The 16,268-nt window shown below is 51.0% G+C and carries 13 protein-coding genes; 1 reads left to right on the forward strand and 12 read right to left on the reverse strand.

From position 1 onward, the window contains the following. Window positions 1-258 precede the first annotated feature (258 nt). Window positions 259-2,661: an SIR2 family protein gene (locus K0H80_RS08885; RefSeq protein ID WP_220073741.1), complete on the forward strand. Its 2,403-nt coding sequence runs from the start codon at window positions 259-261 to the stop codon at window positions 2,659-2,661. Between the two features lie 1,164 nt (window positions 2,662-3,825). Here the strand turns inward: K0H80_RS08885 and K0H80_RS08890 are convergent. The 12 genes from K0H80_RS08890 to hyaA form a co-directional block, all read right to left on the reverse strand. Further along, on the reverse strand, window positions 3,826-3,990 hold the full coding sequence (locus tag K0H80_RS08890) for a hypothetical protein (protein ID WP_181006099.1): 165 nt from the start codon (window positions 3,988-3,990) through the stop codon (window positions 3,826-3,828). Between the two features lie 25 nt (window positions 3,991-4,015). After that, window positions 4,016-4,366: a hydrogenase maturation nickel metallochaperone HypA gene (gene hypA, locus K0H80_RS08895; protein WP_144198980.1), complete on the reverse strand. Its 351-nt coding sequence runs from the start codon at window positions 4,364-4,366 to the stop codon at window positions 4,016-4,018. Beyond that, complete coding sequence (gene hypE, locus K0H80_RS08900) at window positions 4,366-5,376, reverse strand: hydrogenase expression/formation protein HypE (RefSeq protein ID WP_220073742.1); 1,011 nt, start codon at window positions 5,374-5,376, stop codon at window positions 4,366-4,368. Before hypE ends, hypA begins: the two co-directional genes overlap by 1 nt. A gap of 2 nt (window positions 5,377-5,378) precedes the next feature. Further along, window positions 5,379-6,494, reverse strand: coding sequence for a hydrogenase formation protein HypD (hypD, locus tag K0H80_RS08905; RefSeq protein ID WP_220073743.1), 1,116 nt, complete (start codon window positions 6,492-6,494; stop codon window positions 5,379-5,381). Beyond that, window positions 6,491-6,739, reverse strand: coding sequence for a HypC/HybG/HupF family hydrogenase formation chaperone (locus tag K0H80_RS08910; RefSeq protein WP_220045013.1), 249 nt, complete (start codon window positions 6,737-6,739; stop codon window positions 6,491-6,493). Before K0H80_RS08910 ends, hypD begins: the two co-directional genes overlap by 4 nt. 2 nt (window positions 6,740-6,741) lie before the next feature. Next, window positions 6,742-7,542: a hydrogenase nickel incorporation protein HypB gene (gene hypB, locus K0H80_RS08915; protein ID WP_220073744.1), complete on the reverse strand. Its 801-nt coding sequence runs from the start codon at window positions 7,540-7,542 to the stop codon at window positions 6,742-6,744. Window positions 7,543-7,693: 151 nt separating this feature from the next. Further along, complete coding sequence (gene hypF / locus K0H80_RS08920) at window positions 7,694-10,063, reverse strand: carbamoyltransferase HypF (RefSeq protein ID WP_258406215.1); 2,370 nt, start codon at window positions 10,061-10,063, stop codon at window positions 7,694-7,696. Window position 10,064: 1 nt separating this feature from the next. After that, window positions 10,065-11,849: a NiFe hydrogenase gene (locus K0H80_RS08925; RefSeq protein WP_220073745.1), complete on the reverse strand. Its 1,785-nt coding sequence runs from the start codon at window positions 11,847-11,849 to the stop codon at window positions 10,065-10,067. Continuing rightward, window positions 11,830-12,393 (reverse strand): HyaD/HybD family hydrogenase maturation endopeptidase, encoded by a 564-nt coding sequence (locus K0H80_RS08930; RefSeq protein ID WP_220073746.1) that lies wholly within the window; start codon window positions 12,391-12,393, stop codon window positions 11,830-11,832. The genes K0H80_RS08925 and K0H80_RS08930 overlap by 20 nt, the downstream gene beginning before the upstream one ends. A gap of 11 nt (window positions 12,394-12,404) precedes the next feature. Beyond that, complete coding sequence (gene cybH, locus K0H80_RS08935) at window positions 12,405-13,076, reverse strand: Ni/Fe-hydrogenase, b-type cytochrome subunit (protein ID WP_011865561.1); 672 nt, start codon at window positions 13,074-13,076, stop codon at window positions 12,405-12,407. A gap of 10 nt (window positions 13,077-13,086) precedes the next feature. Then, complete coding sequence (gene hyaB, locus K0H80_RS08940) at window positions 13,087-14,793, reverse strand: nickel-dependent hydrogenase large subunit (RefSeq protein ID WP_220073747.1); 1,707 nt, start codon at window positions 14,791-14,793, stop codon at window positions 13,087-13,089. Between the two features lie 4 nt (window positions 14,794-14,797). Continuing rightward, a complete protein-coding gene (gene hyaA / locus K0H80_RS08945) occupies window positions 14,798-15,934 on the reverse strand; it encodes a nickel-dependent hydrogenase small subunit (RefSeq protein ID WP_011865563.1) in 1,137 nt (378 codons plus the stop codon). Between the last annotated feature and the right edge of the window lie 334 nt (window positions 15,935-16,268).

Below are 16,268 nucleotides of genomic sequence, written 5' to 3' on the forward strand. Positions count from 1 at the left end.
ACACTAAAAATATGACTAGACGTGTTGAATGCCGACAACAAAATAGATTAAAGTATCACCAATCAAGGACAGAGCTAGGCCGACTCGAATCAAAGTAGATTACGCCATTCAGGGAATGAAAAAGCCAATCAAGATGCTTCAATCGAATTCCTCAAAAAGTTAACTCTGCCCCCATTTATTTTAATGTTTATACATGCTAATTAAAATATTATGCATGTAACATCACCGCCTTTATTAATTGGACGTTAAGAAAATATTATGGAAATAAAAAGATTTGACTCTTTAGAAGTAATTCAGCTTTTATCAAATGCATTTTCCAATAACAGTATAGTCCCTATCGTTGGAGCAGGGTTTACTAATGGATGTAGATTGAGAAATGGTAATGCTGTACCTGGAGGACAGAAGTTTAAAAGTTTAATGCTGAATGAGATAAAACTTAAGGTTGATGATGAGTCATACATTAAAATTAGTTCTGAAAAATTTTCAAAAATAGCAAACTTTTTCTTTGATGAGAACTTTGTTTCTAGTGCAAAATCTAAAAGTATTTTGAAACAAAACTTTCACGGAGTGATTTTGGATGAAAGTAGAAGGAGGTTTGTTAATGATATAGATTGGAAGTATATCTATACTTTAAATATAGATGATGCTATTGAGTCTTGCTCAAAATTCAATGTTATTTTACCTTTTGGGCCAGTCAATGAAGAGTCTAAAAATAATAGGAGTTTATTTAAGATTCATGGTGATATAAATTATGAGATTTGTCATGATGATTCCAAGTTGATATTTAGTTCACCTCAGTATTTTAAAAGCTTAGATGCAAACAAATATGTGTTGTCAGTGATAAAGTCAGATTTCAATAATAAGACAATAGTTTATATTGGGTGTAGTTTGGATGATGAGATAGAATTATCTTTTATTAGTTCAAATACAGAGGTCAACAATGAAAATCATAATATATTTTTCACTTGTGATGAGTTGGATATTGTCAGGAAACAAGATTTAAAGAGCCAGGGAATAAGTTACGTAATAACATATGACCAAGGTAAACACCATCAAGTATATGATACCATATATAAAGCATATGCGAAGTCTTTGGATGAGCATCCTGAGTTTTCTGAGTTTAAACAACTGCCTATTAAGTTAGAGCCAGATGCCGACAAAAATGAAATATTCCTAATTAAAGGGATAACTGAAATACAAGATAGGAGTGATAATCGTGTTATTCCTTATTATTATGGGGAGAGAACGATTGAAGATGATATTGTCAATGATATTAAAGGTAATGCATTGGTTGTTATAGAGGGTGGAAGTTTTTCTGGTAAGACTCAGCTTATGTATTCCTTAGCTAATAAATTGTTAGACAAGGAAGTATTTTTTATAGACTCTAAATATTTTCTTGATAAATTTGTGGCAATTAAGTTGTTGAAGAGAGAGAATGCAGTTATATTTTTTGATTCAGGCTCTATCGATGAGGATATTGGATCTAATATTAAGAAGGAAATTCAAGGGCTATCAGATCGGGGGACAACTATTGTAGTGGCTCTAGATAAAAATAACAATAGGATTTTTGATATACTATGTCCGTCAATCATTAATGATGTGCCACATCACTTTTTAAGTAGCAAATTAGGTGAATGCGAAGTAGATAATATTAACACTCTCGCTTATGAGGTTAAAGTCCCAAAGTTTAATAAAGGTCAAACTTTATTGCAAAATATATATAATTCTTTTGAGGTTTTTGGTGGGAATGTAATTGTTGACAATGTTGAGTTAAGTTCTGATTTTTTCTGTTTTTTATATGTAATAGGTATTCAAGACTCTGCTGCTACTGGAGAATCTTTTTATCAGGCAGGCTTGAATGTAGAAAGTTTAAAAGCATTGATAGATAGATACCATCCTTTTGTCGAACTAGAGAAAGTGTCTATATATGAGGCGGAAGAGCATTCTGGATTTAAAGTTGTTTGTAATTCAAAAGCTTGGCTGTATTCAATCTTAAGGCGATATTATATAGAAAAAACAGATTTCTGCGTTAAGACTATAACAGATGTTCTTTTGCGATTTAAAGGTAATAATACCTCTTTGTTTATAAAAGGGTTGTTGTTCGATACTATTAATGAATTATTTTCTGGGGATAGACGCCAGGGAGCTGGACATGGCGCGGGAAACTTAATATTAAAGCTTTATGATAAGTTAGAGAAGTTAGTGTCAAATGAACCTGAATTTCATGTTCAGCGTTCAAAGGCTTATTACAACATTTACTCAGATAGAGATGATGTTGAAAGATTAGATGATATAATTAGGAATTTGAAGTTTTCCAGTACATATGCAACAGCTGAATCTACAGAAAGGAATATAAGGAATCAGTTGGCGTTAATTAACTTGAAAAAATGTTATTTACTTGGCTCGCTGAGCTCGGAGATAGTCAGGGATACTATTCGCTCTTGTTATAATTGCATAAAAGATGAAGCGGTTAATTCTAGGTATGTTATAGAGCTTCTATCTGGTACCTCAAAAGGGAGTGGCTATTTGGAAAGTTTGATTCAAATTATTGATAGTTCTCCTAGCTTAAAGCTTCTATTACTAGAGTTCAAAGAGGAATATGACTTCATTATGTTAAGGAAGGGTGACATACAGCGAGCTGAAAGAATGAAAAATAGATAAATTGTTTTTAATTATATTCATGATGCGCAAAGGTGGTAGGGAGTGCATTTTACAGGTTTTAATTGTAAAATGTACTTCCATGCCTTTACAGGTTTTAATTGTAAAATGTACTTCCATGCCTTTACAGTTATTCTTTTGTGCAAAGAGAGTTGGAATGTATGAATAATTTGTCATATTACTTGCCATTGGTTTTGTTATTGTTTTTTACGACGGATGTATTTTCATTACAATGTCGAATTTAATCAAAGTATCTAAAGATTCTTTTAATTAGTCTAATTTGTCATTGATTGTTTTTGCTGTAATTAATCTGACTTTTAATTTTTGAGTTTCATCATGTTTGTTTGTGAAGTATTGTTAATTTGAAAATGTTGAACTTGCGAGATGCAAGAATAACAGGGTTGCATGCACAACTTTAACTATTTATTGCTTAGGATTAGGTTGAAGATTCGTTGGTGAAAAGTTGTAAATGTTTAAGGTTATAGTTTCCAATGAACTCTGGATGGTTTTAACCTAAATTGCGTAGTTGCCAATTAAGTTATAGATTTTTTTGGAGGTTTTGTTGGATTTTATTTATTGATATCCAATCGAGATGCTTCTCAATAATAATTTGAAATTGTATTTTGCAAAAAAATATATGGACAAGGCGTAGATAGAATTTACGGATAATCATTCATTACGACTTGGTCTGATGGTTAGCCTAACTTTTTTCTTATGTCGATATAGTCGAAAAGCAGAGACTAGATTTTATGCACAAAAGGCATTTTTATTTCTGTAACGAGTGATACTCTTATTATGCATAGTATTAATGATTAGTAAATGTGTTGGAGTTTTGTGATTGCGTAGTTCACACAAAAACATGATATTAACTATAGATAATTTAAACTGGTAAACAAATGGTTAGAGTTATAAATCTAACGGTTTATGTCCAAAAATGCGTTGAGCGATGACAAAGTTATATGGATAGCCTGTAGATGACTTAAAGGTTATTATTTGAATGATTTAAGCCGGATTTAAGGTCTATTGGGGGGAGGTAGCGTAAACTGTCGACTTTTGGCAAAGTGACGAGCGTGTGTTTGTGTAAATTGAGCTTTGGCTAGGCGGATCGAGACAGCGCTAGACTCTGGGGAGTCTAACGCTGTCGATACGCTTAGGGTTACGCTTGGATTAAGAGCGTTTCTTCCACAGCATCACGCCGGCGACGATGATCACTAGCGCTATGATGGGGAGTAGGTCGTTGAGGTGGTGGAATAGACCTATGCCGTTGTGCCCTGGGTGTGCCCAAGCCGCTGCAGGAAGAAGGCTAGCGAGTAGTAGTGAGGCTTTTTTCATTGTAATACTCCATATATGTTTGGTTTTATTCATCGGTTTCTAGCTCTAGTTGCATCAGCAGCAATTCTTCCCCTTCGATGATGCGGGTCTCATAGCTGTGACAACTAGGACAAATGACACTTCGTTCCTTGATGGTATGAGTGCTTTGGCAAGCCTGGCACTCGAGCACCAATTCCTGATGTAGAATCTCAAGTTTCGCCTCTCTGGCGCGCCCCTCCAGCTTGAAGGTCTCAAACGCGGTCGCCAGTAGGGCGGGTTCGACGCCGCTGAGGACGCCGATCTTTATCACCACCTTAGTGATCCTGCTCGCCTGATTGGCGATGGCGTGTTGTTCACACTGTTCCAGCAGGGCGGTGACAATCGAATACTCGTGCATTAACAGATCCTTGGCAGTAGTTCACCCTGGGGCAGATCGAGGTAGCGGCTGCTGCACCATGGGGTCTTGAGCACCACCTTACCCGGATGAGTCCCTTCCACATGGCCTATGATGGCCGCCTGCTGGCAGTGGCCGTAGCGCTGGATGATCTCCAGTGCGCCGTCGGCGATTTCACCTGGCACCGCCAGGATGAAGGTGCCTTCGTTGGCCAGGTCATGGGGCTCGAAGCCATAGAGCTCACACAGGCCCTTCACTTCGTCACACACGGGGATCTTGCTCTCTTCGACATTGATGCCGACCTCTGAGGCGCTGGCCCATTCGTTGAGTACCGCCGCCAGGCCGCCACGGGTGGCGTCGCGCATGGCGTGTACCTCTATGTTGCAGGCGATCAACTGTTCGACCACGGGCCAGAGGTTGGCGCAGTCGCTGACCAGCTCAGATTCCAGGGTGAGTCCCTCACGGGCCATCAAGATGGCGGCTCCGTGACGACCGATATCGCCCGAGACGATAATGGCATCACCGGGACGCAGGTTTTTCACCGAGATCTGTGGCTTCAACACGCGGCCTACGCCGGAGGTGTTGATAAACAGGCCATCGGCGCAGCCCTTAGGCACTACCTTGGTATCGCCGCAGACGATGCGGGTGCCGCTCTTGTGCAGCTCCTCGGCCATGCTATCGACGATGGTTTTCAGATCCTTGATGGCAAAGCCTTCTTCGATGATGAAGCTGCAGCTCAGGTATTGGGGCTCGGCGCCCATCATGGCCAGATCGTTGACCGTCCCGGCTACGGCGAGCTTGCCTATGTTGCCACCGGCAAAAAACAGCGGCGATACGGTGAAGGAGTCTGTGGTGAAGGCGGCCTGACCCTCGAAGTGGAGCAGGGCGGCATCTTCCTCGCTTGCCAAAATCGGGTTGTTGAAGGCCTTGAAGAAGATAGACTTGATCAGCCGGTTCATCTCCTTGCCGCCACCGCCGTGACTGAGTTGTACGGTTTTTTCGTTGTCGGCCATGATTAGACTCCGTTATAGCGGTAATAGGCGTTGCAGGCGCCTTCCGAGCTGACCATGCAGCTGCCGAGGGGCGTCTCTGGGGTGCAGCCGCGGCCAAAGACCTTACAGTCTTTCGGCTTGGCGATGCCTCTTAAGATGTCGCCGCACTGGCAGGCCTTGTGATCGTCGATATCGGCCACATCCAGCTTGTCGCGATAGATCACCTCGGCGTCGCGGTGGGCAAATTCGGGCCTTAGCATCAGCGCCGACTCATTCAGCGGTCCCAGACCGCGCCAGCGAAAATGCGGCCTGACGGTGAGGTACTGATTGACCTTTTGCTGGGCGTGGACGTTGCCTTCCTCGCTCACGGCGCGGCTGTACTGTACGTCCAGCTCGGCGACCCCTTCGACCTTCTGCTTGACGATGCGCAGGATAGATTCCATCACATCTACAGGCTCGAAGCCGGAGACCACCACTGGGGTGCCGTATTGGGTCACGGCGGGGCGGTAGAGCTTGGCGCCGGCGATCACGCTCACGTGAGCCGGGCCGATAAAGGCATTCACCTTGGCCTGGGGATCGGCCATCACGGCGTCGATGGCCGGTGGCACCAGCACATGGTTGATATGAAACAGCAGGTTATCAAGCCCTTGTTTCTCGGCCTGCTCGATAAGCACGGCGGTCATGGGGGTGGAGGTCTCGAACCCTATGGCGAAGAAGATCACCTGCTTATCCGGGTTCTCCTTGGCAATGGTCAGGGCGTCCATGGGATCGTAGAGAGGGCGGATATCGCACCCCTTGGCCCTGAATTCGGCCAGGCTGCCTTTTGAGCCGGGCACGCGGATCATATCCCCCAGGGTCACCAAAATCACATCGGGCTGTGAGGCCAAGATGGCGGCGTGATCGATGCGCTCCTTGGGCATGACACACACGGGGCAGCCTGGGCCGTGGACAAATTCGATGTTGTCTGGCAGCAGCTGATTGAGGCCATATTTCATGATGGTGTGGGTATGACCGCCGCACACCTCCATGATGTAGATGTTGCCCTCATGCTTGGCGGCGTGCAGGGCGATCTCCTTAGCCAGGTTGTGTATGGTTTCAGGATCTCTAAAGCCCTGATACAGCTGCTTGAGCGCTATCATGCCTGGGCCTCCTGCTCATTCATCTTGGCGACGATCTCCTGATACAGGGCCAGGCTTTGCTCGGCGTCTGCCTTGTCTATCTTGTTCATCACGAAGCCGATATGGATCAGCACATAGTCGTCGAGGGCCAGTGGCTCCTCCATCAGATGGCTGCTGACCTTGCGCTTCACCCCCAGGGTCTCGACCGTCACGGCCTGCTCCTCGGGGTGGAGTTCTACAATTCTTGAGGGGATGGATAGGCACATGGTCATTGGCTCCTGTGGGCGTTTAGCCAGTCGACCACGGCGCGCATGCTGCCGCCATCTTTGATGGAGGTGGTGATCACTTCGGCCTCTGGGTTGAGGCGTTTCACCTGGGCCTTGGCTTCCTCGACGCTGAAATCGAAGTGTGGCAGCAGGTCGGCCTTGGTGATCAACACCAGATCTGCCTTGCGGAACATCACAGGGTATTTCTCTATCTTGTCATCGCCTTCGGGCACAGACACCAACACTATGTTGAAGTGGGTGCCCACATCATACGAGGCGGGGCAGACCAGGTTGCCGACGTTTTCTACGAAGCAGATATCCAGGGCCGCTAGATCCACATGATGCAGGGCGTCGTGCACCATGAAGGCGTCTAGGTGACAGGCGGAGCCGGTCTGGATCTGGAAGGCGGGAATGCCCTTGGCGGTGAGGCGGTCGGCGTCGCGAGAGGTCTCAAGATCGCCTTCGACCACGCCATAGTTAAGGTCTGTGTACTCTTTGAGGTGCTCGAGCAGTGTGGTCTTACCGCTGCCTGGGCTGCTCATCAGGTTGAAGGCGGTGATATTGTGGGCCTCGAAATGGGCGCGGTTGTGGGCTGCTTCGTGATCGTTCTTGTCGAGGATCTTATGGATGACAGACAGTGTCTTCTTGTCGTTGAGCTGGGGATTGCTACGCAGGGGGCCGTGGTCGTGATGATGCCCGTGGCTGTGCTCGTGATGATGATCATGCTCATGGCTGTGGTGATGGTCGTGATCATGGTGGTGATCATGATTTCGAGTGATAGAGCAGCCGCAGTCTTTACACATAATGAACTCCAAAAAATCTAAGGCGTTAATGCCATTTTGCGCTAGGGGCCCGGTGACTTCATTGACCCGGGTCAGTTTTAGGCAAAATCCTGTTAATCAAATTGGCTCAAGCGCTTATCGCAGGGCGATTTAGGGCGCGGCTTAAGCCGAGTTAATGCTTGTGTATGGCGTACCAGAGTTGCCCCAGGGCAATGCCGCCATCGTTAACCGGTACCTGATGCGAATCCAGCACCTTAATCTTAGCCATCTCTAGGCGTTTACGTGTCTCGCTGAGCAGATAGCGGTTTTGAAACACGCCGCCGCAAAGCGCCACGTCGAAGCCGCTATGCTTGATGGCGCAGTCGGTGACCGCCTGGGCCAGCGCGTTCATAAAGCCGCGGGCGATAAGGCCTATGCCTTCGGGTTTGTGCTGCCATTTGAGCAGGGCATCCACCATCTGCGCCCAGAGGGCTTCTAGCTGCCATACGCCGTCTTTCTCACTCAGGTTAAAGGCCAGATCCGCCGCTGCTAGCTCGCTTTCTAACTGCGCCTCACTGACCTCATTGGCCTTGGCCTCGATCAACATGCCGGCCTGACCCTCAAACTGGGTGGTCTGCATCAGGCCGAGTAGGCAGGCGGTGGCGTCAAACAGACGGCCGATGGAGCTGGTCATCTGGGTCGCGACCCCCTTTTGCCACAGGGTATGCAGGTTGCCGATGAGGCTGGCTGGCAGTCCCTCAAGCGATGCCAGTGGCAGCGCCTTTATCTCTTCAGGCGTGTAGCGCTGGAACAGCAGTGCCAGCATGATGCGGCGGGGATCTTTAATCGCCTGCTCGCCGCCGATCAGCGCCATAGGACTCAGGTGGGCGACGCGCTTGAAATCTGAGATATCGGCTAGCATGGCTTCGCCGCCCCAGAGCTGGCGCTCATCCCCGAGGCCCGTGCCATCGAAGCTGAAACCCAATACCTTGTCGACTCTCTGATTGACGGCCATGACGCTGAGGATATGGGCGTAGTGGTGCTGTACCTGAGTGTAGGCGATGCCTTGGGCATCCTTTTGCTGCTGGGCCCAGATGGTCGAGGCGTAATCGGGATGCTTGTCGCTCACAAGCTGTTTGGGGCTGAACTGGTACAGGCGCTTAAAGGTCGCCAGGGTGTCGATAAAATATTGCTCCGCCTCAATGCTGAAGAGATCGCCGATATGCGGGCTGAGCACCAGGTTGTGATCGAAGCCGAAGGCGATGCTGTTCTTCTGCTGGGCGCCCACGGCCAAGGTTTCTTGGGGGACTTCCTCGGGCAGGGCCAGGGTTAGCGGCGCATAGCCCCGCGCCAGACGGATCACCTGTAGCTTGTCATCCACCATCTGCACCACGCTGTCGTCACAGCCGTTAAGGATTTCGCGGTTATGATCCAGCACGGCATCGACGACCTCGCCCAGGCGCTCGAAGATCTGCTCGGCGTGTGTGATGATGGGCTCGCCGCTACGGTTGGCACTGGTGGCCACGAGCGGACGGTTTAGCCTGCTGAGCAGCAACTGATGCAGCGGTGTGTAGGGCAGAAACAGCCCGAGTCTGTCGATACCGGGGGCCACGGCGGGGCTTAGCACGCAACTGCTCAGCGCATCGCCACTGGATTCATCTTTGTTGAGCGCCTTTTGCAGCAGGGTAATGGGCCGCTCGGCGCTTTGCAGCAGTTGCCACTCGGCGTGGCTGCCGTTGACCAGTGTCTTGGCCATGTTGAGCGAGGCGCACATCACGGCGAAGGGCTTGGCCGGGCGCTGTTTGCGGGATCTCAGCTGCATCACCGCCTTATCATTGGTGGCATCGCACACCAGATGAAAACCGCCGAGCCCCTTGATGGCCAAGGTCTTGCCCTGGGCCAGCAGCTCGACGGCCAGGTCCAGCGCAGCGTTACGCTCACCAAGCAGACGCTTATCTTGTGCCAGCAGGCTGAGCTGTGGGCCGCAATCCGGGCAGCTCACCGGCTGGGCATGGTAGCGCCTGTCCAGCGGATTCTGATAGGCCGCCGCGCAGGCATCACACATGGCGAACTCTGCCATGGCGGTGTTGGGCCTGTCATAGGGCAGGGCGCGGATCAGGGTATATCTGGGGCCGCAGTTGGTGCAGTTGGTAAAAGGGTACTGATAGTGACGGTTGCCGGGATCCATTATCTCATCGAGACACTCCTGGCAACTGCTCTTGTCGCTGGAGACGGCCACCACCGCCTTGGCATCCGCCTGGCTGTGCACTATCTCGAAGTTGTCGCACTCTTCAAGCGGCAGTTCTGTCTGGCTCAGGCTGTCGATGCGGGCAAGTGGCGGCGGCGTCTGGGTCAGGGCCTCGACGAAGGCGCTAATCGCCGCATCGCTGCCTTGCAGCTCTACCGTCACCCCCTTGCTGTGGTTGAAGGTCAGGCCCAGCAGACCAAGCTCAGTCGCCCAGCGGTAGACGAAGGGGCGAAAGCCGACCCCCTGAACTATACCCGTTACCGCCAGCCGTACACGCTTGGTCGATGCCATGGACCTTTGTAACCCGCTCGACATGCTATAGCCTGCGCTTTTTGAGCAGCAGGGCGCCGATAGCATGGTTGTTGCCATCGATCTCCAGCAGCTGGTTGTGCTTGAGCGGGAAGTTCTTGCCGACCCTTAGGGCGACCCGCTGACACAGCAGGGGGTTAACCCACTCGCTACCGGCCAGGGCCACCGACTTGACCCCAAGGTTGAGATCCAGATGCTCAATCCAGTTGGCCAGGTAGTCGGCGAAGGAGTCGTGCATGCCAAAGGCCAGTTTCTGGCTGTCTCTGTCGTCGGCCAGACGGAAGCTGATCAGGCTGCCCAGCGTCTTGCACCAGTTGAGGCTGCGATAGGCTTCGCCGCGGGTGAGCGGATAGTCGATGCGCGGCGAGTTGCTGCCGCGATGGGCCATGGCTGCGGCCATCAGGGCGTCATTGAGATCGCCAACGCTCAAGGAGCGGCTCTCGAGGCCCAGGATCACCGCGCCCACCGCCCATAGGGCGCTAAGGCTGTGGCGCTCATTGGGAAGCTTAAGGTCCAGTAGCCTGAGATAATCTTCGGGGTAGCGCTGCTTAAACTTCTCCAGCACCTTGCGCTGGGGGCTCTGCTCCAGCTGATGATAGATCTCATAGCCGTTTTCCGGCAGCTCGGGCAGGGCGAAGAAACGCTCGGCCTCGCACTTGCCATCTAAGGTGTAGATCTGCCCGCCATGATCACGGCTGAGGTAGATGATGGCGCTGTTCTTATCAAGGCCATGCTCGAGATTCACGCTGTGCAGGGCGCACAGTGCCAGGTCATCATCGCCCAAGATAGCAGGCGTCATGGCGCCGTGGCGACTCTTGACGTCACTGCCTTGTTCCAGCAGGTAGTGGCCGCCCTGTTTATCGCTGTGACTCGCGTAGTAGTAGGTGTCCTTGCCTGCCAGCAGCACAGTCTCATGTAGTGGCTGCTTGGGCGAGTCGATGCGCAGGCTATTTGGCGCATTCGTGTGGATTTCGGCCCATTGACCGTCGATATAGGCTAGTGCCTCGCCTTGGGCGGGATCGGTTAAATAGATCCAATCTGTGCCGTGCTGGCGCAGATGCTCGGCCAGGATCACTAAGAGACGATTGTAGGCGAAGCAGAGATCGTAAAGCGGCTGGGCGAGTTTTGGATGATCTTTGATGGGCCGTACGCAGATGAGAGGCTTCTCTATACTCGACAGCGCCAACACCTGAGGATCGCTGAGGTGGAACTGGGCATTTAAAGTGTTGGGATTACAGACTAGTAGGCGAGGGCGCTGACTCTTTTTATGGGAACTTCCATTGGGATTGTTGTCAACCGGGCTCAGGCTTAGCCGAATGCCGCCCGCCAGCTCTAGTTCGCCCTGAGTCATCAGGCGCTGATACATGGCCTGAATGTCGCCTGCGGTCAAGCCGCGATAATCCTGATGGATGCGGCGCTCGCCGTGGCAGCAGTCGCAGGCAAGATCCAGCTGGCCAAATTCTGGCGCCTGATTATCACCAAAGTGGGGCGCGCACTGCTGACAAAACTCCTGCACCAGTGGCTGGGTTGCCAAGGGGGCTTTGCTGCCGGTCGGCGCGTCGATCAGGTCGATGCGGGAATCGGTGAGCCATACGGAGATCAGAAAATCCTGGGCGATATCATCGGCCAGGGCTTCCAGCTCGCTCTGTTTGCCCTCGGCCTCGATAAAATAGGCGCCGCCCTGGTAACCGACATGGATATTTAGTTCACCATAATTTAGGTATCGGTTACATAAATGCGCGTAAAGCGGCACCTGCCGTGAGCAGGTAAATTCAAATTTGATTGTCTTCATCTAGGGTTACACCGCGCTTATAAGAATCTGGAATGAGCGTTTCAATAGTCAAGTCGTTGATCCGTTCGATCTCGAATCCGAGGGACTTGAAATGGGTGAGTATTGTCGTTTCCATCAGGGGAACGGCGGCGGCGACACGCGGGGTGAGCCCCAGTGTCATAGGTTCGAGTACGGTTGGCGTGCAGCCAAGTACGAAAGTTTTTGGTCTGTCTCCGACCATCTCCATCATGGTCAATGTCTGTAACATCTCCACCTCGTGTGCGCTTCCTTGCCAATCGATCTCGCTGGGAGCCTTGTCGAAATCGAAAAAATAGACCTCTCCTGGTCCGACGCCGTGGGCGTTGACCGTATCTACCACCACAAGATAGTCGTATTTACAGATAATGGGAATTAGCCCTTGGGCTAAGGTGCCACCATCCATCACATCGAGTTGATGCGACGGATGGCTAAAGCGATAGTTTTCTTGCAGGTAATTGACAAAATGTACGCCGATCCCTTCATCGGCGTACAGCACATTACCAATACCGAGTAACAGTATTTTCATGGCGCCCTTATTTAGTGCTTCTTAGGATGGTAGTCATAGCCAGAGACGATGGAATCTACCGAATTATGTTTAAATCTGATGCCGGTCCAAACCGCCATATAGACGTGGATCACCACAAAGATAATAAACACCCAAGTAAAGTAATGGTGCCAGATCCTCAGCTGGGCCAGGCCGCCCATTGCGCCGGTCAACCAGGCCGCGAAGTCGCCTAACATGCCGCCAAGGCCGAGATGATAGACGTTGGCGTACAGTGCCAGGCCTGTGATGCAGATAAGCGCTGCGATCACTGACACGGCAAAGTAGGTGACAAACTGCAAGGGACCATACACACCTTTCTTGTCCAGGTGCCCCATCCAGAGATAGGACTTAAGCTGCACTATCCAGCTGTTAACGCTGGCGACATCCTTAAAGGAGCGCCGCTCAATGTCGCTCTTGCTGAAGAAGAACAGATAGGCCCTGGCAAGCGTGATGGCACACAGCACGAAGCCGAAGATCAGGTGGGCAAATCTTATCCACCCTTGTACCAACACATCCGTGCTGCTCGGCGCCACCAAAAATGGCCAGGCAATATAGAAGCCTGTTATGACAAGAACCAGTATGGAGAGCGCTCGCAACCAGTGGAAAATCCTGATCGCGGCGCTGAAGATAAAGGCTCTCTCATAGGGTACATTGGTTGTAGCCATGAGTTGCTCCTTAGTTATTGCCGTTTGGGTCGATACGGAACTCACCCAGATCTTGGCCCTTATAGTCCATCACGTGTACCGAACAGGCCATACATGGGTCGAATGAGTGGATGATACGTATCACTTCCAGTGGCTTGGTTGGGTCTTCCAGCTTGAGGCCCAATAGGGATGCCTCATAGGGACCTACCTTACCGGCGGCGTCCACAGGGCCTGCGTTCCAGGTGGTGGGCACCACAGCCTGATAGTTCTCCACCAGACCGTTCTTGATGCGGATCCAGTGGCTGAGCATGCCGCGCGGCGCCTCGATCATGGCGTGGCCCACATACTCTTTGCTTGGGTCGATCTCGGGCTTCACATAGGTTGCCTCATCCACAAGCAGGTTGTTGATCAGGGCGTCGAAGGTCTTAAGACCCTGCTCGGCCACGATAACGGTTTGCAGCATGCGCGCCGCGGTGCGGCCAAGTGTAGTAAACAGGGCTTCAACCGGCAGGCCAGTGGTTTCCAGCAGACCGTTCACCGCATCGACCACCACTTTGTTGCCGCGGGCATAGCTGACCAGCAGGCTAGAGAGTGGACCCACCTCGACAGGCTCGCCCTGGTAGCGTGGTGATTTCACCCAGCTGTACTTGCCGTCGCCATCCAGTGTCGGCAGCTTGCCGTAGACGGTGTCGCGCTCCACGAAGCCTGTGTAGTTAGGGATTGTGGTGCCGTCATATGGATGCTGTGGTTCACTTGCGTCATACCAGGCGTGGCTCACATCTTCCTTGATCAGATCTGGGTTGATATCGGTGACATTGGCCAGATCGCCATTCATGATCACACCCTGATCGAACATGTACTGACCGTCGGCGAGGACGAAGTCGTTGGTTGCCAGGAAGTTCTTCACGTTGACGCCGCCCAGCACGCTAGGTTCGCCGCCGAAGGCTTCGGCCGCCATGACGATATCCGCCTTATAGGCGCGGTTGATAAAGTCGGCCACGATGGCGTGTTTCTGTTTCCACTCCTGTAGGCGGGCAGGGCTTAACATGTCACGCACCGAGGTAACACCACCGACCACCAGTGACTGAGGATGCGGCTGCTTACCACCGAAGATGGCCAGCATCTCGGCCGCAACGCGCTGTACTTCCAGTGCCTTGAGGTAGTGAGACAGGGCGATCAGGTTCTGCTCAGGGGTAAACTTATAGGTGCCGTTGCCCCAGTAAGCGTTGGCGAAGGGGCCAAGTTTACCGGTTTCGACGAAGCCCTTGACGCGCTCTTGTACCGCGCGCAGCTCACCCTCGCCGGCGGCGATTGGGTTGTGGGTATATTTCAGTGCCACCTGTGCGGCGGCGGCCGGATCGGCACTCAGGGCCGAGACCACATCCACCCAGTCCAGGCCGTGGAGGTGATAGAAGTGCACTATGTGGTCATGCATATAGAGCGAGGTCTGCATGAGCGAGCGCAGGTATTTGGCGTTAAGCGGGATCTTCACCCCTAAGGCGTTCTCAACCGCCTCTGTACCACAGCGATAGTGTGAATAGGTACAGACACCACAGATACGTTGAACGATAAGGCCCACATCCATCGGAGTGCGTCCCTTGAGGATCACCTCGATGCCACGCCAAAGGGTGGAGGAGGACCAGGCTTTTTGAACAACATTATTTTCGTCGACTTCGACCTCGATGCGCAGATGGCCTTCGATTCGAGTGATAGGGTCGATAACTACACGTTTGCTCATTGAATTAGTCCTCCTTCGAATTGGCAAATACGCTGGCAACAGCATGAGCGCCGATACCTACAGCTGTGGCACCCAAGATCACTGCGCCGACGGTATCGGCCGTTGCGTCCAGCCCGTGAAGGAGCTGTCTGCCAAGGGGTTTTTCAAAGTCGGCCATGTCGTCCCAGAAGTTAGGCTCGGAGCAGCCCATACATCCGTGACCCGCAAGTACCGGCCAACTGGTGTGGTGATTGAATCTTTCTGTGGGGCAGTTGTTATAGGTATAAGGCCCTTTACATCCCACTTTATAGAGGCAGTAGCCCTCTTTCGCGCCTTCATCGCCGAACTGCTCGACAAATTCGCCGGCATCGAAGCGGCCGCGACGTTCACAGTTATCGTGTACCCGTGCGCCGTAGGCCCACTTAGGACGGTTGAACATGTCAAGCGCAGGCAGTTTGCCGAACATGATGAAATACATCAGGGTGCCGACAATGTTCTTTTCACTCGGTGGACAGCCACCTAAGTTAACCACTGTCTTGTTGACTACCTTATCGACGCCCTTGGCACCGGTTGGGTTAGGAGCGGCGGCCTGTACACCACCGAAGGAGGCGCAGGTACCGACTGAGATGATGGCGGCAGCGCCTTCGGCCGCATGCTTGATGATCTCAAGGCCGGTGTGACCCTTACAGCCAACGGTGAGGAAGGCACCATTGTTGGCGGTAGGGATAGCCCCCTCGACGGCCAGCAGGTAGTTACCCTTGTAGGTTTCCAGTGCGTGTTCCAGGTTTTCTTCGGCTTGCCAACCGGCGGCGGCCATCAGAGTTTCATGGTATTCCAATGAAACATGGTCGAAGATCAGCGAGTCGAGGTTAGGGGTGTCTGCACGCACCAGAGATTCGGAGCAGCCGGTACATTCGGCCATGTGCAACCAGATCAGTGGTACGCGGTCCGCCAACTCGGCGGCTTCAGCAACCAGTGTGCTAAAGGGAAGTGGCAACGCCAGCATAGCGGTGACGGCGGCGCTCCATTTCATAAAGTCTCGGCGGGTGATTCCATGCTCTTCCATCTTGTCTTGCAATGTCTGAGCATGACGAGGCGCCAAGCGACGTAACTCTTCGAGGCGTGCTTGGCCTTGTTGATATAAGGCGGCATGTGTGTCCATGGTTAACCCTTTGTTTTCATTTTGATGCGAAAATGTAGTGGCACGATTCAGTAACTTAGTTTAGGCCTCAAATTCCGTGCGAATGTTGATGTATGTCAACATTTATAAACCTTGTGATCCGCAAGGGCATTCCACCTTCTATAGCTATGAGCTGGATCAAGTTTATTTAAAAACATGGGTCAAAATGTCCCACTTTTTGGCGGCATTTGATCCGCTTCAAACTTTATGACTGTTGCATAAATGTTTGTTTTGTATGCTTATAAATAAAGTTGGTTAAAACTTCGGCTTTTTAGACCAACCTTAATTACACTTAAGGTGCGGACACGATTAAGGA

The organism is Shewanella aegiceratis (assembly GCF_019457495.1).
Classification (GTDB): Bacteria; Pseudomonadota; Gammaproteobacteria; order Enterobacterales; family Shewanellaceae; genus Shewanella; species Shewanella loihica.

Excerpts from the sequence above, each read along its gene's own strand:
- hyaA (WP_011865563.1), bottom strand. The coding sequence starts at position 15,934 with ATGGACACACATGCCGCCTTATATCAACAAGGCCAAGCACGCCTCGAA.
- hypF (WP_258406215.1), bottom strand. The coding sequence starts at position 10,063 with ATGTCGAGCGGGTTACAAAGGTCCATGGCATCGACCAAGCGTGTACGG.
- hypA (WP_144198980.1), bottom strand. The coding sequence starts at position 4,366 with ATGCACGAGTATTCGATTGTCACCGCCCTGCTGGAACAGTGTGAACAA.
- K0H80_RS08890 (WP_181006099.1), bottom strand. The coding sequence starts at position 3,990 with ATGAAAAAAGCCTCACTACTACTCGCTAGCCTTCTTCCTGCAGCGGCT.
- K0H80_RS08930 (WP_220073746.1), bottom strand. The coding sequence starts at position 12,393 with ATGAAAATACTGTTACTCGGTATTGGTAATGTGCTGTACGCCGATGAA.
- hypB (WP_220073744.1), bottom strand. The coding sequence starts at position 7,542 with ATGTGTAAAGACTGCGGCTGCTCTATCACTCGAAATCATGATCACCAC.
- cybH (WP_011865561.1), bottom strand. The coding sequence starts at position 13,076 with ATGGCTACAACCAATGTACCCTATGAGAGAGCCTTTATCTTCAGCGCC.
- K0H80_RS08885 (WP_220073741.1), top strand. The coding sequence starts at position 259 with ATGGAAATAAAAAGATTTGACTCTTTAGAAGTAATTCAGCTTTTATCA.
- hyaB (WP_220073747.1), bottom strand. The coding sequence starts at position 14,793 with ATGAGCAAACGTGTAGTTATCGACCCTATCACTCGAATCGAAGGCCAT.
- K0H80_RS08910 (WP_220045013.1), bottom strand. The coding sequence starts at position 6,739 with ATGTGCCTATCCATCCCCTCAAGAATTGTAGAACTCCACCCCGAGGAG.
- K0H80_RS08925 (WP_220073745.1), bottom strand. The coding sequence starts at position 11,849 with ATGAAGACAATCAAATTTGAATTTACCTGCTCACGGCAGGTGCCGCTT.
- hypD (WP_220073743.1), bottom strand. The coding sequence starts at position 6,494 with ATGATAGCGCTCAAGCAGCTGTATCAGGGCTTTAGAGATCCTGAAACC.
- hypE (WP_220073742.1), bottom strand. The coding sequence starts at position 5,376 with ATGGCCGACAACGAAAAAACCGTACAACTCAGTCACGGCGGTGGCGGC.